Below are 18,284 nucleotides of genomic sequence, written 5' to 3' on the forward strand. Positions count from 1 at the left end.
CGGCGTTTCTTATCCGGTCATCTGATGACTGGAAGAGTGAAACAGAAAGATCAGTGGGCGATCATTTGCAAACGCCGCTAAGTCGGGCATAAAGGGGAGGAGAAAACCGCATGCAGTGGAAGCAAGATTTTACGCCAATCGTCGACCAGCTTTGGTTATCGGCCATTGTCGCACTCATTCCGATTTTGTATTTCTTTTGGGCTTTGGCCGTCAAGCGGATGAAAGGGCATGTCACCGGGCTGACGACGTTGTTGCTTGCTTTGGTGTTGGCTGTAATCGCTTACAGGATGCCGGCCGGCAAAGCGGTCATGTCGGTGACGCAAGGGGCGGTGTACGGGCTGCTCCCGATCGGCTGGATCATCATTACGTCCGTCTTTTTATATAAGCTGACGGTGAAGACCGGCCATTTTGACATCATTCGCAACTCCGTCGTTTCCCTCACCGAAGACCGGCGGCTGCAGGCGCTGCTCATTGCCTTTTCGTTCGGGGCGTTTTTGGAAGGGGCGGCCGGGTTTGGCGCGCCGGTGGCGATTTCAGCGGCGCTTCTGGCCGGATTGGGGTTTAACCCGCTGTACGCCGCAGGCATCTGTTTGATCGCCAACACAGCGCCGGTGGCGTTCGGGGCGGTCGGGATTCCGATCATCTCGATGGAAGGGCCGACCGGTGTGCCGGCGATGGAAATTTCGAAAATGGTCGGGCGGCAGCTGCCGTTTTTATCGGTGTTCATTCCGTTCTATCTCGTTTTGATTATGGCAGGATGGAAAAAGACAGTCGAAGTGTTGCCGGCCATTATCGTCTCCGGCGTTTCGTTCGCGCTCACGCAATATTTGACATCGAACTTTTTAGGACCGGAGCTGCCGGACATTTTGTCCTCGCTCGTTTCGATCGTCGCATTGGCTGTCTTTTTGAAATATTGGAAGCCGAAAAGCACATTCCGCTTTGCAACGGAGTCGGAAGTGGCGGCTGCTGGGCAAGTTGCTCGCGCGACGCAACGCGGCGGGGAAGTGTTCCGCGCTTGGTCGCCGTTTCTCGTGCTGACGGCGTTGATCTCGCTTTGGGGCATCCCGCAGGTGAAAGCGGCGCTCACCGGTCATTATGAAGGAACAAACGGTTTGCTCAAGCTTGTCAATGCCATCGGAGCCCATTTGACGTTTATGCCGCCTGTGCCGGGGCTCAATAACCAAATTTTGAACCCAAGCGGTCAGCCGATTGCGGCGGTGTATAAGCTTGAGCTGCTCGGCACGGCTGGGACGGCGATTTTGTTGGCGGCGGTCGTCACCAAGTTCATCATCGGCATCTCGTGGAAAGATTGGGGACGCACGTTTGTGGAAACGCTTAACGAGCTGAAATATCCGATTGTGACGATCGCTTCGGTCGTCGGCTTTGCCTACATCGCCAACTCGTCAGGCATGAGCACGACGCTTGGGATGGCGTTGGCCAAAACAGGCCCGTTGTTCCCGTTCTTCTCGCCGATTTTGGGCTGGCTTGGCGTGTTTATCACCGGTTCGGATACGTCGTCGAACGTATTGTTTGGCAATTTGCAAAAAGTGACGGCAACATCGATCGGCATGGATCCGGTGCTGGCGTTGGCGGCCAACTCATCGGGCGGCGTCGTCGGGAAAATGATTTCGCCGCAGTCGATCGCGGTCGCCTGCGCGGCCGTCGGCTTGACCGGCAAAGAGTCCGACTTGTTCCGCTTTACGGTCAAACATAGCATATTCTTAATTATCTTGATTGGTATTCTCGTGTACCTGCAATCGACGGTATTGTCGTGGATGATTCCGTAACGGCAGCGAAGGGGGACGAGGCTTGGCCTGGATGGAAACAGACGCCAAGCCCAGCCCCTTTTCCGCTGTCGGCGAATGCAAATGGATGTGGAAAGGGTGAGACCATTGATTCCAAATGAAGCGAAAAAACGGTTGATTCAAGTCGTGGGAGCTGAAAACTACGATGACACGAAAACGGGGCGGCTCGTCTATTCGTATGATGCGATTCCGCAGTTTCAGTCGCTCCCCGATGCGGTCATTGCGCCGCGAAATACGAAAGAGGTCGCGGAAATTGCGAAAATTTGCAACGAGTATCGCATCCCGATCGTGCCACGCGGGTCAGGAACGAACCTTTGCGCCGGCACGTGTCCGATCGAAGGCGGGATCGTTCTCCTGTTTAACCATATGAACCGCATTTTGGAAATTGATGAGGAAAACTTAACCGCGACCGTTCAGCCAGGAGTGGTGACGCTTGATTTGGCGAAAGCCGTTGAAGAAAAAGGATTGTTTTATCCGCCGGACCCGGGGTCGATGAAAATTTCAACGATTGGCGGCAACATCAGCGAAAACTCAGGCGGCTTGCGCGGTCTGAAATACGGGGTGACGCGCGACTATGTGCTCGGGTTGGAAGTCGTCTTGGCGAACGGCGATGTCATCCGCACCGGTGGCAAGCTGGCAAAAGATGTAGCTGGCTATGACTTAACCCGTCTGTTTGTCGGATCGGAAGGAACGCTTGGCATTGTCACCGAAGCGACGTTAAAACTTATTCCGATGCCAGAGACGAAGCAGACGATGCTCGCTCTTTATCAAGATTTGGAGGCGGCCGCCCGTTCGGTGTCGAAAATCATCGCCAACAAGATCATTCCAGCGACGCTCGAGTTTTTGGACCAGCCGACATTGGAAGTGGTCGAAGATTTCGCCCGCATCGGCTTGCCGACCGATGTGAAAGCCGTTTTGCTCATTGAGCAGGATGGGCCGAAGGAAGTGGTAGAGCGCGATATGAAAAAGATGGCCGATATTTGCCGGGCCGAGCAGGCGGTGTCCGTTCAACTCGCCCGTTCGGAGGAAGAAGCAGAGGCGCTGCGGACGGCGCGGAGGGCGGCGCTGTCGGCGTTGGCGCGCTTAAAGCCGACGACGATTTTAGAGGACGCAACCGTGCCGCGTTCGGAAATCGCCAAAATGGTCAAAGCAATCAATGAAATTGCCGAGAAGTACCAGTTGAAGATCTGTACGTTCGGCCATGCCGGCGATGGCAACTTGCACCCGACCTGTCCGACCGACGCCCGCAATCGTGAAGAAATGGAGCGGGTGGAACGAGCGTTTGAAGAAATTTTCGCCAAAGCGATTGAATTGGGTGGCACGATTACCGGCGAACACGGCGTCGGGGTGATGAAAGCGCCGTATTTGGAATGGAAGCTCGGTCCGGCCGGCATCGCTGCCATGAAAGCAGTCAAGCAGGCGCTCGACCCGAACAATATTATGAATCCGGGCAAAGTGTTCGCCAAAAGCACGAGAAAACGGGTGGTGGTGACACGATGACAACGAAGATAGAACGAGCGCTCATTCAGAAAGCGTTTCAAGAACGGATGGATGAGGATGAACTGATGAACTGTATGCGCTGTGGCTTTTGCCTGCCATCATGTCCGACGTACATCGAATCGGGGCAGCAAGAAGCCCAGTCGCCGCGCGGACGGATTGCCTTAATGAAGGCGGTCGTCGATGGACTGATTGAGCCGGACGAAGAGGTGGAGCGGGCGCTCAACTTATGTTTAGGCTGCCGGGCATGCGAGTCGGTCTGTCCGTCCGGGGTCCGCTACGGCCATCTGCTGGAAGAGGCGCGCGACATTATCGCCCAGCATAAAAAAATGCCGCTTCCGGTTCGCCTCATCCGTAAGCTTGTGTTTGCCGGACTGTTTCCGCATCAAGGACGGATGCGGAAGGCGACGGCGCTTCTCGGTTGGTATCAGCGCTCCGGCTTGCGGACGCTTGCCCGCAAAACGGGGCTGCTTCGCCTGCTCCCGGCCTCGTTCCGGCAAATGGAGCGCGTGCTGCCGGACGTGCCGACGGCAAAAGAGATGAAAAATCGGCCGCATCGTTTGAATCCGGACGGTACGGTGAAAAAACGGGTCGCCTTTTTCGCTGGCTGTTTGATGGATACGATGTTTATGGAAACAAACGATGCGACGCTGCGTCTATTGCAGCTCGCCGGCTGCGAAGTCATCATCCCGCCGTCCCAAGGGTGTTGCGGGGCGCTGCACGGCCATGGCGGGGAAAAAGAGATGGCGAAAGAGTTGGCCAAGCGAAACATTTCCGCTTTTGAGCAGCTTGATGTCGACTGCATTGTGACGAACGCCGGCGGCTGCGGTGCGTTTTTGCTTGAATATGACCACCTGTTAAAGGATGATCCCGAATGGCGCGACCGGGCGGAGGCGTTTGCGGCGAAAATCAAAGACATTTCTGAAGTGTTGGTTGAACTCGGGTTTCACCAACTACCGCTTCGCGTGGCGCCGCAAACGATCACCTACCAAGATTCGTGCCATTTGCGCAACGTCATGAAAACGGCGGCCGCCCCGCGCCGTTTGTTGCGGGCGATTGACGGCGTCGAGTTCCGCGAGATGAACGATGCTGACCGCTGCTGCGGATCGGCCGGCATTTACAACCTTATGGAACCGGAGATGTCAATGCAAATTTTAGACCACAAAATGGAAATGGCGAAACAAACGAAAGCGACGACGATCGTCACCGCCAACCCGGGGTGTTTGCTACAAATGAAGCTTGGCATTGAACGGGCCGGGCTGTCAGGAAGCGTCCGCGCCGTCCATATTGTGGATTTGCTGCTTGAGGCCGCCGAGGGAGCACAAGCAACGCAAGGGGAGGAGCGCATTCGGCAGACGTCCTAACACCACAGTGGGCGGCCTCTCCGTGCCAGGAATGCCCATAGCTGGTCTAACAAGAACCCCCGCGATGGCGCGGGGGTTTTGAGTTGATTCAATGATCGGGAGTTGGAAATGAGCTACAGCGCTGCATCGAGGCGCTTTGGCATCGCCTGGAGCGCCTTCCCCGTGCCGATGGCGACCGCTTCAGCCGGATTGGGCGCGACATGCACCGGCACGTGCAGTTCCGTGCTCAGCCATTGCTCGATGCCATGCAGCAAGGCGCCTCCGCCGGTGAGCACGATGCCGCGGTCGATGATGTCGCCGCTCAGTTCGGCCGGGCATTCTTCAAGAACAGCGCGAACGGCTTCGGCAATTTGCCAAAGCGATTCTTTGAGGGCGGTTTGCACTTCGGTTGGGTCCAAGGAAACCGCTTTGAGGAAGCCGGTGACAAAATCGCGGCCATGGATCGTTACCGACTGATCCACGATCGTTCCTGGGGCGCTGCCGATTTCGAGTTTGACGTGCTCGGCTGTCTGTTCCCCGATTAACATGTTGTAGCGCTGGCGGACGTATTGCCTAATATCTTCGTCAAGCCGATTGCCGCCGATGCGAAGCGAGCGGCAGGCGACGACGCCGCCAAACGAGATGATCGCCGCTTCCGTTTTGCCGGCCCCTAAATGGACGACGACATTCGCGACCGGCTCGCCGACCGGCAAATCCGCGCCAATGGCGGCTGCGACGGGTTCCTCAATAAAATGAATATGCTTTGCTCCGCAATGTTTGGCGATTTCGTAAAAAGAGCGGCGCTCGACGGAGGTGGCGTGGAATGGGACGCTCATGACGATGTCTGGTTTTTTGAAAGCGAGGCCGAACTGTTTGCCCGACTGTTTGAAGACTTGCTGCAACAGCGCCTTGGCGCGGTCAAAATCAGCGATCACGCCGTTTCGCAATGGATACGTCACTTCAACATGGGGCGGAGTCTTGCCGATCATTTGTTTTGCCTTTTGGCCGATTGCCATAAGCTTGTCCGCCTGGCGGTTATAGGCGACTGTTGCTGGTTCGTCAAACAGAAGCCCTTTCGTCTGGCTGAACAGCCTGACATTCATCGTCCCTAAATCAACGCCCAGCTGTGAGGAAGCGAACAACGGAAACACCTGCCTTTGTCAAAAATCGATGAACGGACAACCCATCATCATCTATACCATTCGACAAGAGCCGCGGCTTTATGTCCATATTGTCGAAACGGGAGGGGGCAGCCGTTGCGGCTGGGGATCATAAAAAATTTTTTTGTTTTCATGTATAAAAGACGAAAAGGGAGGAAATGAATAATAGCGTAACGTTTCCAAGTATTCCCCCGATCCCCTATGAATATATATTGGGCCCTCCGGTTTCGGAGGGCCGCTTTTTTGGCATAATAAAAACCCCCTGCCTATTAAGCGCGCTTAATATGACAGAGAGCTTTTGCAATGAACCGCTACAGACGCTTGGCTCCGACATATCTTGTTTTCCAATAGCTGCTGTTTAAGCTGTCGATTTTGACACCGCGGGAAACGGCATGAATAACTTGATTGTTCCCAATATAGATGGCAACGTGGGAGACGCCTTTTGTCTGTTTCGAAGTGTCAAAAAACACCAAATCCCCTGGCTGCAATTTCGATTTATGTACGTATTTTCCTTTTTTATACATTTCTTTGGACGCGCGCGGCAACGTGACGCCGACTTTTTTATGGGTATAGTAAACAAATCCGGAGCAGTCAAATCCTTTTGGCGTTGTGCCGCCATACCGATACGGAGTGCCGACCAGTTTTTTGGCCTCGGCGATCAGCCTCGTCTTGTTGGCGGCTGCGTCAGAACTGGAAGTGTTTACAAAGAAGCAGGAAAAAAGAACGATGAATGCTACAGAAACAAGAGTGAGCCATTTTTTCATTTTCCCGAACCCCCGACAAAATCATTTTCCATTCGACGTTGTTTGATTACAGTATAACAGAGGAAAACAGTCTTGTTTTTTACAGTTGAATTAAATAATGTTACAGTGTGATTACAAATATATAAGTTGCAATAAAGATTTTCCGATTGTTCGATTCTGTTTTCCTTCATAACAAGTCATTTTGATAGAATGCGGTGGGCGCTCTACTGGATGTAAAGCATCTAGTCCTAAAGGTTTGTAGCAATCCAATCCTATCGTTTTATGAAAAGCGTTTGCATGTAAGTCGACGGTGGCACGCTTCTTCTAATACTTCAGTCCTATAGGCGGTTGGTTCATGTCGGATGCTGTCGAATGAATAGGAACGGCGGAGGGAAGCGAGCAGGGAACACCGACTTTATAATGAAAGAAGAGCATCGAAAAAGCTATGACGGTGATGAATGATGTCGAATAAACCGGAATATATCTTATATGTGGCAGGGCTTCTCACGACCGCTGTGGCTGTTTATGTGTACGGCCATTGGATGGCGAAGCGGCATCGGACGCTGTCGCCGTGGCGGTTCGCGCCGAAGCTTGTCGCCTCCTTTGCGTTGTTCGCCTTGCTTTTTCTCGGCGCAGGCATCGCATACATCCGCTATGCGGAACAGCATGAACATCGTGAATATGAAGAAGCTGCCAACCAAATCGCCGGCATGATCGCCGGCGATTTGGCCGCCATAGGCCATGACCGGCTCGATGAAAAGGCTGCTTCCTCTCCGGTGTATCCATCCGCGCTTCAGGCGCTTGAGCGCTGGCAAAGCCACGGCCGCCTTTTGAGTGTATACACGATGAAGAAAAATGAGCGCGGCGAGGTGTATTTCGTCGTGGCTCCAGCTGTTGATTACAACCGGAACGGCCGCATTGACGGCCCGAAGGAGCAGCCGGTGCCGCCGGGGACGGTGTACCGCCATCACCTTCCGGAAATAGAGCAGGCATTTCAGAGGCAATTTGTGATGGAGAAGGCTCCGACTCGCGATGAGTGGGGAAGAAGCATCAGCGCCTTCATGCCGATTCGCGCCGCCGATGGATCCATCGATGCCGTTGTGGGCATTGATTACGATGCGGCCGTGTACGATCTCCGGCTGCAAAAGGAGCGGCAAAAGGCGATGTGGGCGATGGCGATGCTGTTTTGGATCGGGGCGGCGATATACTTGCTGGCGCTCCATCAGCGCATGGAGCAGAAGGCGTTTGCCGCGTACAGAAAAATGCTCGCGGCCAGCGAACATCGGCTGCGGCGGTTGGCGGAAATGACGACGGAAGGCTTGATCGTCTACGCGGGCGGCAAAATTATCGAAGTCAACGAGGCGGCGTGCCGCTTGCTTGGTTATACAGAAAGTGAATTGGTTCATTTGCCTGTAGATGATCTTGTAGTTCAAGGGTCGATGACAGAAGTCCGCTCGGATGGGGAGCGCAAGCGGTTTGAAATCGAACTGCGCCGAAAGGATGGAACGGTGTTTCCGGCGGAAGTGTTGCAGCGCCGTTACGATTACGAAGGGCAAAACGTGATGGTTGCTGCTGTCCGCGACTTGACCGAGCAGAAGCAAAACGAAAGGCGGCTGCAATACTTTGCCAGCCATGATGAACTGACCGGTCTCCCGAACAAAGAAGCGATGTATAAACAGATCGAACAATGCCTCGCCGGCGCCAAACGGAATGGCCAAGAAGCGGCTGTCATGTTTTTGGAAGTGAGCGGCATTAAGACGATCAACGATTTTTACGGCTATGCTGTTGGAGACGAGGTCTTGCTCCATCTGGCCCGCCTTTGGCGAGAGCAGAAAGGGATTATGGTTGGACGTTGGAGCGGAAATGAATTTATCGCTGTGCTTCAAGGAAAAAAAGATGTCATCTTGCCGGCGATCATCCGCCTCGGGCATAATATAGGTGTCAAAGTGTTGGCCGAAGGGGTCGAAACGGAGACCGAAGCGGCCTATTTGCAAGGAAAACGGTGCGATGAGGCGCAAGGCTACTACTTTTCCCCACCGCTTCCGTATGATGAGTTTGTTCGCTTTTTGAAAGAGCAGCATGCGAGGCGGCGGGCGCAGGAGTTGACGTGAAATGGACGGATTTTGGCGCATCGCCGAGGAGAAAATTCGCGAGGCGATGAAAAACGGCGAGTTTGACAACTTGCCCGGCTTCGGCAAACCGCTTGAGATTGAAGACCTTTCCCGCATTCCAGAGGAGCTGCGGCTCGGGTATTTGTTGCTGAAAAACGCCGGCTATGTGAGGGAAGAAGCGGAGTTGCGCAAAGAGCTTTTGACGCTCGAGGACTTGCTTCGTTGCTGCGAGGATGACGAGAAAAAGCAGGAACTTACGAAAAAATGGACGGAAAAACAGCTTCGTTTTGCCGAACTGATGAAAAAACGGCAACCGGCAAACTCGAAGGCGCTGCGCGACTATGGGCGGCGTATTGAAGAGAAATTTCGCTAAACGTTTTTTTTCAAACAAGAGCTGAAACAGTTGCATAAAATGAAACGGTGGATGACGAAAGAAGAAAAACAACAGCTTCATCAGCTTCATGAACAAACGAGGCAAGCGATGGAGAACAATGATCAGGAGGCCATGAAAAAACTGCTCCCGCAATGGCTTGAGCATATGAAAAAGAAAAATGAACGGTTGGCGAAATGGCTTCAAGAAGTGAAACAAGGATGATATAATGAAGAAAAAGGCCGTGTTCGATGCACGGCTTCTTTTTTTACTTTTTGTTGTCAGCCAAGGCAGGCGGTCGGGGAAGATTGCGCCTGTTTGTGCGCAGAAACCGACTCAGTCTGCCTGATGGATGCCGGAATGGAGGGTTGCGCCGTGGGGTATCCGATTGTTCTTCATGTGCGCGGCCGCCGCGCGGTCGTCGTTGGCGGCGGGAAGGTGGCGGCGCGGAAAGTTTACGGTTTGCTCGAAGCAGAAGCGGACGTTGTGGTAATCGCCCCGGAGGCGGTGCCGGACATTGAAGCGCTCGCGGCCAAAGGAGAGATCGTTTGGCGTAAGAAAACGTTCGCTGAAGACGACTTGGCAGGAGCGTTTCTTGTCATTGCGGCGACAAACGACCGGAATGTGAACGAAGCGGTGGCGCAAGCAGCAGCGCCCGGCCAACTCGTAAATGTCGTGGATGACCCGAAACGGTGTGATTTTCACGTTCCCGCTGTCATCCGCCGCGGTCCGCTCACCATTGCCGTGTCGACCGGGGGGGCAAGTCCGGCGCTTGCCCGCCGCATCCGCCGCGAGCTTGAGGAGAAGTATGGTGAAGAGTATGAGCTGTATCTTCAGTTTTTGCAGAAGGCCCGCGATATCATTTTGCGTGAGGTGGCGGACGATGCCGCACGAAAGCGGCTGTTTCGGGCGCTCGCTGCTGAGTCTTTCCGGCAGCGGGGCCGATGGGATGAAGAGTTGGCCCAGCTATTGGTGAACGAAAAAGAACGAAACGGGGAAAGAGGGAAAGAGCTATAAACATTCCGATGTATATTGTCGATGCGTTCACTGACCGGCCGTTTTTTAGTTGTACAACGGAAGTTGATAGCTGGTTCAGCGGCTCGGCGGGGTTTCGGTGAACGCGGAAACAAGGTGTCCTCATCGGGATGGACACCTTGTTCAAGGCGGGTTAGGCAGGTCAATCATCCCAACGGTACGTCCAAAACCGCTCCGTTTTGAGCCAGGCAAGCGCATCGCCGCGTTTGGAGGCTGCCTGCATCAGCCCTTCGGTTTGCGAACGGTGGGCGCGGATGGCGGCCAGCTTCGTCTCGATCACCGGGCTGACATCGCGGATGACGTCTGGCTGGCCAAGATCTTGTTCACAGTTTTTCGCAAACGCCACACAATGGACGGTCGGCCGTTCTTCTTTCGGCCAGCGCGTCAAGGCGCTGATGACTGCAGCGCCGCATGCATCGTGGTCAGGGTGAACGCTGTAGCCGGGGTAAAACGTGATGACGAGCGACGGGTTTGTTTCTGCCACGATGGCGGCAATCCGGTCAGCGAGTTCGTTTTCATCCTCAAATTCGACCGTTTTGTCGCGATACCCGAGCAGGCGCAAATCGCGAATGCCGAGAACGCGGCACGCTTCTTCCAGCTCCTGCTTGCGGATGAGCGGAAGCGTTTCGCGGTTGGCAAACGGGGGCACGCCCATGTTTCGCCCCATTTCCCCAAGGGTCAGGCAGGCGTACGTCACCGGTGTGCCGCTTTGCACATGCTGGGCGATGGTGCCCGAAACGCCAAACGCCTCATCATCCGGGTGGGGAAACACAACAAGTACGTGTCGTTCCTTCATCGCAAGCCCCTCCTTATGCGAACGGCGTGTCGCTCAGCTCAAGAGCGACAGCCAGTTTCCCTTCGTAATCGTGTCCGGCCAACAACAATTGTCCTTCGTTCGTCCATTCCCAATGGGTCAGCCCTTCGGCGTACACCCAGCCGATTTGAAGCTTCAGCCCGACGCGGTACGGACCCGGGCCGGTGATTTTGCCGCGGGTGAAGCGGATGCGGGCGTTGCGGATGTAAGCGCCGGCGGAAAAGAATCGTTCGTTATGATGAGAGGCGTACGCCCCGTTCGTCGTTTCCAAATGGATGTATACGTCGCGATTGGCGAAGCGATCCAACGCCTCTTGAACAGCGGCGGCGTCAATCGGCTGCACGCGGGGTCCCTCCTTTAGCTGTTTTCTATTATTGTACATGACCAAGGCATAGGAACGGAAATATTTCGTCTTTCATTGTATAATGAAGAACGGACACAGCTTGGACTCATCCGCACCTGAGAGGCGTTGAACAACGATTCAGCGAAAGGAAGGGTGAGGAGAAATGGGGTTTCAAGGCAATGGTGTCACGATGCTCAATTTTGACGGCACTTACCGGCCGCAAAAGCGATTGTTCCGCTTTCCGCACGAATGGATCGATCTGTCGGATGTGCCGGAGACGAATTTGTATTGCAGCGGGGAGGCTCTCGCCGAAATCGAACGGCGGCTGTGCCGTCGGCGGATGCGCGGAGCGGTTTTAATCGGGAACGGCAACTTCCATTATGTAAGCTATTTGCTCATAAAGGAGATGAAAGAGCCGTTTACGCTCGTCTTGTTTGACCATCATACCGATGCCGAAGGGGGGAGCGACCGCCTCATTTCATGCGGCTCGTGGGTCGCTTACGCACTCGGACATCCGCAGCTGCAAAAAGTCATCATTGTTGGTCCGTCATGTTCTCCAAGCCATCTTCGTTTATCTCCAAAGATTACAGTTCTTCCTTTCGATGATCACGATGAATGGCCGACGGCGCTTTTGGACGCTATTCCGACCGGGAGCGTCTATATCAGCATTGATAAAGATGCGCTGCGCCGCGAAGACGCCGTGACGAACTGGGATCAGGGGATGATGCCGCTTTCCCGGCTGCTCGCTTGTTTGCGCCTTCTGCTATTCTATAAAAAAGTGCTCGGCGTGGACATATGCGGGGAGTACCCGCAAGCGGCTGTCGATGTATTCCATCCGTTTTGCCGTGAAGCGCAGCAAAAAAATGAGCGTGCGAATACGGCCATTTTGGAGACGTGTTTTCAATATGCGGCGCCGCATTTGCGGCCGGCTTAAGCAGGACGGATGGTGATCCCGCTTTTTCATTGGTGGAAAGAGCGCTTGGCGGCAGACGGACAACGTCTGCGCTGGGAATAGATCCAAGCGGTGCAACAGTCAAATGCCGCTTCCGTACACAATGCGGAACTTAGTTTCGTCAGGGCGGACGGGGCGCGGCTCAACGTGCATGCGGGAAACTTTGGCAAACATCGTGTCGGCTTCAATCGTATCCAAAAACAGTTGGAGCGCGCTTTCATGCCCTTGGGCTTCCATTTCCACCGTCCCGTCATCGTTGTTTTTCACCCAGCCGGTCAGCTGGCGTTTGAGCGCTTCGTGTTGGACGAAATAGCGAAACCCGACGCCTTGCACGCGCCCTTCGACCATGACATGAACCCGTTTCATCATGATTGAAGCCCTCCTTCGCTGCGGTCGCTTCGCTTCCATCATACCATGAAAAAAGGAGCTTGTCTGCTCAAGCTCCTTTTTTCGCTGCCGACAGCGCCTGCACCTGTTGTTGAATGAGCGTTACAAGCCGCGGATGATACCCTAAGTATGAGCATAAATGCCACTGTTGATCGGAAACAGGCATCGCTTGCAGCTTCCGTTCGACTGTTTTCATTAAAACGCCGGTAAACAGCAAATACGGCACGATAAAGACGCGCCGGTATATGGATGCCTGCGCCCGCTTGAACCCTTCGTCAAGCGTCGGGCGGATGGCGGCGAGAAAACAAACGTCAACGTGCGGCACGCTCGTTTTTTCTTGCAAGCGCCGGGCGATGGCGGCGATGTCGCGCTTCGTATCCGGGTCGCTGCTGCCTCGGCCAATCAGCAGAACCATTGATTCATGATCAAGCGGCGCCGGCTGCTCGCCGATGCGGTCGATGATGATGTCAATCATTGCATCGTGGACGCCAAACGGCGCTCCGCAGACGATCTCCAAAGACGGATGGCGCTGTTTCGCTGCTTTAAGCGCAGCCGGAATGTCCTGTTTGGCATGTCCGGCGGATAGAAGCAGCAATGGGATGACGATCACACGGGTTGCCCCTTGGGCGGCGCAACGGTCAACGCCGATCGCAATATCCGGCTCAGCCAGCTCAACGAAGCACAGTTCTTGAATCGGGATGTCGATGGCCGCCTTGCATTGTTCAACGAAGCGGGCTGCTTCTCGGCGCGCAGCCGGAACCCGGCTGCCGTGGCTGACGTACAAAATGGCTTCCATCGCCATTGCCTCACGAGGTGGCGCCGGCGGCTGCCGATGATGACAGCAACCGCTCAAACCATTGAATGTTGGCGCGCAGCCGGACGACATCCCCGATGATGACCATGCTTGGATTTTCGATGCGTTCTTTGGCGGCAATAGCGGCGATTGTCGCCAGCGTGCCGGTGACCGTGCGCTGGATGGGGGTCGTTCCCCACTGAATGATCGCTGTCGGCGTATCCGGCGCCTTGCCGTATTTCATCAGCTGGCCGCAAATGTATGGCAAATTGTGGACGCCCATGTAAATGGCGATCGTATCAATGCCTTTGGCGAGGCTTTCCCACTTAATGTCTTCGCGGGTTCCGTCGCGGCGATGCCCCGTGACAAAGGCGACGCTGGAGCTGAACTCGCGATGGGTGACAGGAATACCGGCGTAAGCGGCCGCCGCGATGGCCGATGTGACGCCAGGGACGATCTCAAACTCGATCCCGTGCTGAACGAGCGCTTCCGCCTCTTCACCGCCGCGCCCGAACACAAACGGATCGCCGCCTTTTAAACGGACAACTGTTTTTCCTTTTTTTGCATGCAGAACGAGTGAACGGTTGATCGTTTCCTGCTGCATAGCATGGTAGCCGGGCAGCTTGCCGCAAAAAATGAGTTCAGCGTCTGTCTTGGCATACGCCAGCAAGTCTTCATTAATGAGGCGGTCGTACAAAATGACGTCGGCTTGTTGAATGCATTTCAACCCTTTGACGGTAATGAGTTCCGGATCGCCGGGGCCGGCCCCGACCAAATATACTTTCCCCATCGTTGTTTCAGCCCTTTCTGTCGTGATCCCGTCAGCTGCCGGCAGCAGCGCAAACGTTCCGTTGACGGGCGTATTGATTAACCATTAAAAACCAGTTGATATCGCTCTATTCCTAGCTTTTCTGCCGTAGTCGGCAAGCAGTTCGCTTACCGTGCCGACTGGGCATGCGTACAGCATGCCCTCCTCGAACAATGAACGCTTTGCAGGCAAATGACATTTGCCCGCCGGCGTTCTTGTTCGTGGGAAGAGGCAGAAAAGCTTGTGTTCAGCCATATGATTCTGTGTTTTTAAGTAAAGTAATGGATAATCAACACTCGTGTTCCGTTGAATTTCATTGTAAACGGCCTGGCCGTGGCATGAAAACGACTTTGTAAAATCGTCTCCCACTCTTTTTTCGAGTGGGAGACACGGTATCGTTAATGGGTTTCCGATGCGGGGATGAATCCGCGCTCCCGCAAATACGCGAGCACTTGCTCGACACATTCGTCCACCGAATAACGATGCGTTTCGATGGTCAGCTCCGGCGCTTCCGGCGCTTCATACGGCGAATCGATGCCGGTGAATTCGCGGATTTCCCCGCGGCGCGCTTTTTGATACAGCCCTTTCGGATCGCGCTTTTCGCATTCTTCAAGCGGGCAATTGACGTAAATTTCGATAAACTCGTCTTCTTCGACTAAGCGGCGGACGAGCGCCCGGTCTTCGGCAAACGGCGAAATGAATGCCGTTAACACGAACTGGCCGCTGTCGACAAACAGTTTGGCGACTTCGCCGATGCGGCGGATGTTTTCTGTCCGATCGGCGGCGGAAAAGCCGAGGTCTTTATTGAGCCCGTGGCGGATATTGTCGCCATCGAGAACGTAATTTTGAATGCCAAGCTCAAACAGCCGTCTGGAGACGGCGTTCGCCACCGTCGATTTGCCGGAGCCGGACAGCCCCGTGAACCAAAGGACGGCGCTATGATGGCCGTTGCGTTGGCGGCGATCTTCTTTTGTCACCGATGTATGATGCCAAACGATATTCGTGCTCATCTCGCTCCTCCTTTAGCGTGTCGACGGGGTGACCGTTTCGCGTTCTTGCAGCCCTTTGATCAAAACGGCGGCCACTTCCGGACGGCTGAATGTGCTCGGCGGCACTTGGCCGTTGCGCAACATTTCACGGACTTTCGTGCCAGAAAGGACAACGTGATATTGCGCGTCGTGCGGGCATGTTTTCGTCGATGCCATGCCTTCGCATTTCGTGCAATAAAAGCTGTGTTCGAAAAAGAGCGGTGTAATGCCAAGCTCTTCGGCCGTAAAGTTCGAGAAGATTTTTTGCGCATCATACGTGCCGTAATAGTTGCCGACGCCCGCATGGTCGCGGCCGACGATGAAGTGCGTGCAGCCGAAGTTTTTCCGCACCATGGCATGGAAAATCGCTTCGCGCGGACCGGCATAGCGCATCGCAGCTTGGAAGACGCCCAAGAAAACGCGGTCTTTCGGATAATAGTTTTCCAGCAGCACTTGATAGCTTTCCATCCGGATGTCGGCCGGAATATCGTCCGCTTTCGTTTCGCCGACGAGCGGGTTTAAAAACAAGCCGTCCACGATTTCAAGCGCGCATTTTTGAATGTATTCATGGGCGCGGTGAACCGGGTTGCGCGTTTGGAAGCCGACGACGGTATTCCAGCCGAGTTCGGCAAATCGTTTCCGCGTTTCGGCCGGATCGAAATAAAACGGAGCAAACTGGCCTTTGTCGGTCCGTTTGACGAGCGTAACCGCTCCGCCGACGTACACATCTGGTTTTTCAAACAGCTTGCGCACGCCCGGGTGAGCGAGTTCATCGGTTTTATAGACGAGCTTGGCTTCTTTCGTTTTATCCGGGCGGTAAATATCGGCGATTTCAATGACGCCGTAGACGTCGCCGCCATAAACGAGTTTCGCTTTGTCGCCGACAGCGAGTTCACTCGCTTTTTCTTCCGTCACCGCCAGCGTGATCGGAATGCTCCAGACAGTGCCATCAGCGAGGCGCATCGTTTCTACGACCGCATCGTAATCGGCTTTCGTTAAAAACCCGGTGAGCGGGCTGTAGGCGCCTGTGCCGATCAGCTCAAGGTCGCTTAGTTCGGCTTTGGACAGCTCGATCGTTTTCGTTGCTTCATCGATTGGGTAATCCGGATTCCAACGGTTGATCAATGTGCCGCCATGCGGAATGCTCAAACTCATGTTCATAACCTCCTAGATTGATAGATGTTCATTAAATGCCGCCGCCATGTTCATGAAGCGAACGCTCTTCTTCGGCGACTGTTTTTTTTAAGCTGATGACGCCAAGCGTCGCCAGGCAGACGCTGAAGATGGCAATCACCGTGTAAACATCGCTGTCAAGCAACAGTTTCACAAGGCTGTACGAAATGACAAGGGAAAATATTGGCGAAACAAACCACACTTTCAACAGTTGCACGACAATCCGCTTTTGCCAAATCGACATCCCGCTTTTCGCCGTGCCGATGCCGATGATCGCCGATGTCGTAATCTGCGTAAGCGGAACAGGCAAACCAAACAGCGACGAAATGATGACGAGCACGGCTCCCGTGCCGGAAATGGCGCTTCCTTCAAACGGGGAGAAGTTTGTAATTTTCTTTCCGTTTGTTTCTAACACGCGATGCCCAAGCAACAGGGCGCCGGCAGCGACAAACAAGCCGCCGAAGATAGTTGCCGGCCCGACCGCCATCAGCCCGGCGCCGACGAGCGGCCCGACGGCATTGGCCACATTGTTCATGCCGGCGGAAAACGCCTCGAGAAAGCCGGTGACAACGAGCAAGGCCATGAATGTTTTTTGCCAGCGCCCTTGTTCAAGCTGCGGATATTTTCGCTTGAGCGCCAAAAACCATTTGCCGACAGCCAGCGTAAACGAAAAGGCGACGATCGGGATCACGATCCATACCGACACGATAAACAGCAGCTTATGAAAGTACAACGCCTGATAGGCGATGCCAACGCCGACGACTGATCCGACGGTGATCTCGCTCGTCGAGAGCGGAATGCCCATGATGTTCGCCGCAAAAAGTGAAATGGCCGCCGCCGTTAAAATGATGACGACGATTTTGACGGTGAGGATCGAAGACGGAATAATGCCCGACCCGATCGTTTTCACTACTTCTCCGCCGCCGAGGCTGCCGAGAAACACGCCGATGCCGCAAAGAAGGAGGGCCATCGACTTTTTCGGAATGGCGCCCGACCCGTACGCGACACCCATCGAGGCGGCCGCGCCGCTCGCCCCGATGTTCATGGCGAAGAAAAAGGACACAATAAAGGCAATGGCAAGGAGCATATCGTTGTTCTCCCCTTATGTGAGATGGAGCCCGCACTCCGTTTTCCCCTGGCCGGCCCAGCGCCCGGAGCGCAAATCGTTCGGATCCGATGCCGGCGCTGTGCAAGGGGCGCAGCCGATGCTCGGGTAGCCCCGGTCATGGAGCACGTTGTACGGAAGACCGTGTTTATATACGTAATTCCAAACGTCTTTCCACGTCCAATGAATGAGCGGGCACACTTTAATGGAGCGGAATTTGTCGTCTTTATTGATGTACTCGACATGGCGCCGCGTCGGCGACTGTTCGCGGCGCAAGCCGGAAATCCAGGCGGTGACGCCGGTCAAGACTTCCCGCAGCGGAATGACTTTGCGCAACTCACAGCATTTGTTCGGATCGCGTTTCCATAGTTCATCGCCGAACTGTGCAGCCTGCTCCTCCAGCGTCAAGTGCGGCTGTTTCATCACGATGCGGAGCGACGGGTATTTTTCCTGTACGTTCGCGATCGTGTCGTACGTCTCTTGGAAATGCAGCCCTGTATCCAAAAAGACGATTTCCGCATCCGGCTTGACTTGGGAAATCAAATCAATGAGCACAATCCCTTCAATGCCGAAACTGCACGCATAGACAATGTCATCGCCGTATTCGCGGTACGCCCAAGCAAGGACAGCCAACGCCCCTTTCGTTTCATCATCGGACGGAAAAGACGGTTTTTCGGCCGTTTCCCATTGGTCATATGTGAGCATCGTTTCCCCCTCCTTAAAAACAAAGAAAATCAACATAATTAGTCGGATATTCATCCGGCAACGGGCAGCCTGGCGATAAAAACGCCCCTTCCATTTCGGAAAGAGCGGAAGA

General features: G+C 54.5%; 18 protein-coding genes and 1 pseudogene. 8 read left to right on the forward strand and 11 right to left on the reverse strand.

The genetic code is table 11. The features are described 5' to 3' along the window. Nucleotides 1-110 precede the first annotated feature (110 nt). The 3 genes from CV945_RS10595 to CV945_RS10605 all read left to right on the forward strand — a co-directional run bounded on the left by CV945_RS10595 (nt 111) and on the right by CV945_RS10605 (nt 4,666). Nucleotides 111-1,787: an L-lactate permease gene (locus CV945_RS10595; RefSeq protein WP_100659727.1), complete on the forward strand. Its 1,677-nt coding sequence runs from the start codon at nt 111-113 to the stop codon at nt 1,785-1,787. An 81-nt stretch (nt 1,788-1,868) separates the two neighbouring features. After that, nucleotides 1,869-3,305: a glycolate oxidase subunit GlcD gene (gene glcD / locus CV945_RS10600; RefSeq protein ID WP_369827714.1), complete on the forward strand. Its 1,437-nt coding sequence runs from the start codon at nt 1,869-1,871 to the stop codon at nt 3,303-3,305. Further along, nucleotides 3,302-4,666 carry a (Fe-S)-binding protein gene (locus CV945_RS10605; protein ID WP_100659729.1) on the forward strand — a complete coding sequence of 455 codons (1,365 nt, stop codon included), beginning with the start codon at nt 3,302-3,304 and terminating at the stop codon, nt 4,664-4,666. Before glcD ends, CV945_RS10605 begins: the two co-directional genes overlap by 4 nt. Nucleotides 4,667-4,779: 113 nt before the next feature. On the opposite strand, the gene mreBH is transcribed toward CV945_RS10605, so the two are convergent. Further along, a complete protein-coding gene (gene mreBH, locus CV945_RS10610) occupies nt 4,780-5,787 on the reverse strand; it encodes a rod-share determining protein MreBH (RefSeq protein WP_095858853.1) in 1,008 nt (335 codons plus the stop codon). A 329-nt stretch (nt 5,788-6,116) separates the two neighbouring features. After that, complete coding sequence (locus CV945_RS10615) at nt 6,117-6,569, reverse strand: C40 family peptidase (RefSeq protein ID WP_100659730.1); 453 nt, start codon at nt 6,567-6,569, stop codon at nt 6,117-6,119. Between the two features lie 437 nt (nt 6,570-7,006). On the opposite strand from CV945_RS10615, the gene CV945_RS10620 reads away from it, so the two are divergent. The 4 genes and pseudogenes from CV945_RS10620 (at nt 7,007) to CV945_RS10635 (ending at nt 10,046) form a co-directional block, all read left to right on the forward strand. Further along, complete coding sequence (locus tag CV945_RS10620) at nt 7,007-8,659, forward strand: PAS domain S-box protein (RefSeq protein WP_100659731.1); 1,653 nt, start codon at nt 7,007-7,009, stop codon at nt 8,657-8,659. Between the two features lies 1 nt (nt 8,660). After that, nucleotides 8,661-9,032 carry a DnaJ family domain-containing protein gene (locus CV945_RS10625; RefSeq protein ID WP_063211824.1) on the forward strand — a complete coding sequence of 124 codons (372 nt, stop codon included), beginning with the start codon at nt 8,661-8,663 and terminating at the stop codon, nt 9,030-9,032. A gap of 9 nt (nt 9,033-9,041) precedes the next feature. Next, nucleotides 9,042-9,254 (forward strand): annotated as a pseudogene (locus CV945_RS10630) (PX domain-containing protein); the annotation flags it as partial. Between the two features lie 150 nt (nt 9,255-9,404). Next, the gene (locus CV945_RS10635) at nt 9,405-10,046 is read left to right on the forward strand and encodes a precorrin-2 dehydrogenase/sirohydrochlorin ferrochelatase family protein (RefSeq protein WP_100659732.1); all 642 of its coding nucleotides are present in this window, start codon (nt 9,405-9,407) and stop codon (nt 10,044-10,046) included. Between the two features lie 160 nt (nt 10,047-10,206). Here CV945_RS10635 and bshB2 read toward each other — a convergent pair whose 3' ends face one another. Together bshB2 and CV945_RS10645 are read right to left on the reverse strand one after the other, a co-directional pair. Then, nucleotides 10,207-10,860, reverse strand: coding sequence for a bacillithiol biosynthesis deacetylase BshB2 (bshB2, locus tag CV945_RS10640; RefSeq protein WP_033009572.1), 654 nt, complete (start codon nt 10,858-10,860; stop codon nt 10,207-10,209). A gap of 13 nt (nt 10,861-10,873) precedes the next feature. Further along, nucleotides 10,874-11,221 carry a YojF family protein gene (locus tag CV945_RS10645; protein WP_025949074.1) on the reverse strand — a complete coding sequence of 116 codons (348 nt, stop codon included), beginning with the start codon at nt 11,219-11,221 and terminating at the stop codon, nt 10,874-10,876. A gap of 163 nt (nt 11,222-11,384) precedes the next feature. On the opposite strand from CV945_RS10645, the gene CV945_RS10650 reads away from it, so the two are divergent. Next, nucleotides 11,385-12,155, forward strand: a complete 771-nt coding sequence (locus CV945_RS10650) for an arginase family protein (protein ID WP_100659733.1) — start codon at nt 11,385-11,387, stop codon at nt 12,153-12,155. 99 nt (nt 12,156-12,254) lie between these two features. Here the strand turns inward: CV945_RS10650 and CV945_RS10655 are convergent, their stop codons facing one another. The 7 genes from CV945_RS10655 to CV945_RS10685 form a co-directional block, all read right to left on the reverse strand. After that, nucleotides 12,255-12,539 (reverse strand): acylphosphatase, encoded by a 285-nt coding sequence (locus CV945_RS10655; protein WP_100659750.1) that lies wholly within the window; start codon nt 12,537-12,539, stop codon nt 12,255-12,257. Nucleotides 12,540-12,609: 70 nt separating this feature from the next. Continuing rightward, complete coding sequence (locus tag CV945_RS10660) at nt 12,610-13,356, reverse strand: sirohydrochlorin chelatase (protein WP_100659734.1); 747 nt, start codon at nt 13,354-13,356, stop codon at nt 12,610-12,612. A gap of 10 nt (nt 13,357-13,366) precedes the next feature. Continuing rightward, nucleotides 13,367-14,143 carry a uroporphyrinogen-III C-methyltransferase gene (cobA, locus tag CV945_RS10665; protein ID WP_100659735.1) on the reverse strand — a complete coding sequence of 259 codons (777 nt, stop codon included), beginning with the start codon at nt 14,141-14,143 and terminating at the stop codon, nt 13,367-13,369. Between the two features lie 416 nt (nt 14,144-14,559). Further along, nucleotides 14,560-15,171: an adenylyl-sulfate kinase gene (gene cysC / locus CV945_RS10670; RefSeq protein ID WP_047817773.1), complete on the reverse strand. Its 612-nt coding sequence runs from the start codon at nt 15,169-15,171 to the stop codon at nt 14,560-14,562. A gap of 12 nt (nt 15,172-15,183) precedes the next feature. After that, nucleotides 15,184-16,344, reverse strand: a complete 1,161-nt coding sequence (gene sat, locus CV945_RS10675) for a sulfate adenylyltransferase (protein WP_033009578.1) — start codon at nt 16,342-16,344, stop codon at nt 15,184-15,186. A 31-nt stretch (nt 16,345-16,375) separates the two neighbouring features. After that, nucleotides 16,376-17,449, reverse strand: a complete 1,074-nt coding sequence (locus CV945_RS10680; protein ID WP_055358377.1) for a sulfate permease — start codon at nt 17,447-17,449, stop codon at nt 16,376-16,378. A gap of 15 nt (nt 17,450-17,464) precedes the next feature. After that, the gene (locus CV945_RS10685) at nt 17,465-18,172 is read right to left on the reverse strand and encodes a phosphoadenylyl-sulfate reductase (RefSeq protein WP_033009598.1); all 708 of its coding nucleotides are present in this window, start codon (nt 18,170-18,172) and stop codon (nt 17,465-17,467) included. Nucleotides 18,173-18,284 lie beyond the last annotated feature (112 nt).

It is taken from the genome of Geobacillus sp. Manikaran-105 (assembly GCF_002809955.1).
GTDB classification, from domain to species: domain Bacteria; phylum Bacillota; class Bacilli; order Bacillales; family Anoxybacillaceae; genus Geobacillus; species Geobacillus thermophilus.

Coding starts and splice junctions, on each gene's coding strand:
- CV945_RS10625 (WP_063211824.1), top strand. CDS start 8,661: ATGGACGGATTTTGGCGCATCGCCGAGGAGAAAATTCGCGAGGCGATG.
- CV945_RS10620 (WP_100659731.1), top strand. CDS start 7,007: ATGATGTCGAATAAACCGGAATATATCTTATATGTGGCAGGGCTTCTC.
- CV945_RS10650 (WP_100659733.1), top strand. CDS start 11,385: ATGGGGTTTCAAGGCAATGGTGTCACGATGCTCAATTTTGACGGCACT.
- glcD (WP_369827714.1), top strand. CDS start 1,869: ATGGATGTGGAAAGGGTGAGACCATTGATTCCAAATGAAGCGAAAAAA.
- CV945_RS10595 (WP_100659727.1), top strand. CDS start 111: ATGCAGTGGAAGCAAGATTTTACGCCAATCGTCGACCAGCTTTGGTTA.
- sat (WP_033009578.1), bottom strand. CDS start 16,344: ATGAGTTTGAGCATTCCGCATGGCGGCACATTGATCAACCGTTGGAAT.
- CV945_RS10660 (WP_100659734.1), bottom strand. CDS start 13,356: ATGGAAGCCATTTTGTACGTCAGCCACGGCAGCCGGGTTCCGGCTGCG.
- CV945_RS10605 (WP_100659729.1), top strand. CDS start 3,302: ATGACAACGAAGATAGAACGAGCGCTCATTCAGAAAGCGTTTCAAGAA.
- CV945_RS10680 (WP_055358377.1), bottom strand. CDS start 17,449: ATGCTCCTTGCCATTGCCTTTATTGTGTCCTTTTTCTTCGCCATGAAC.
- CV945_RS10655 (WP_100659750.1), bottom strand. CDS start 12,539: ATGAAACGGGTTCATGTCATGGTCGAAGGGCGCGTGCAAGGCGTCGGG.
- cysC (WP_047817773.1), bottom strand. CDS start 15,171: ATGAGCACGAATATCGTTTGGCATCATACATCGGTGACAAAAGAAGAT.
- CV945_RS10685 (WP_033009598.1), bottom strand. CDS start 18,172: ATGCTCACATATGACCAATGGGAAACGGCCGAAAAACCGTCTTTTCCG.
- bshB2 (WP_033009572.1), bottom strand. CDS start 10,860: ATGAAGGAACGACACGTACTTGTTGTGTTTCCCCACCCGGATGATGAG.
- CV945_RS10615 (WP_100659730.1), bottom strand. CDS start 6,569: ATGAAAAAATGGCTCACTCTTGTTTCTGTAGCATTCATCGTTCTTTTT.
- cobA (WP_100659735.1), bottom strand. CDS start 14,143: ATGGGGAAAGTATATTTGGTCGGGGCCGGCCCCGGCGATCCGGAACTC.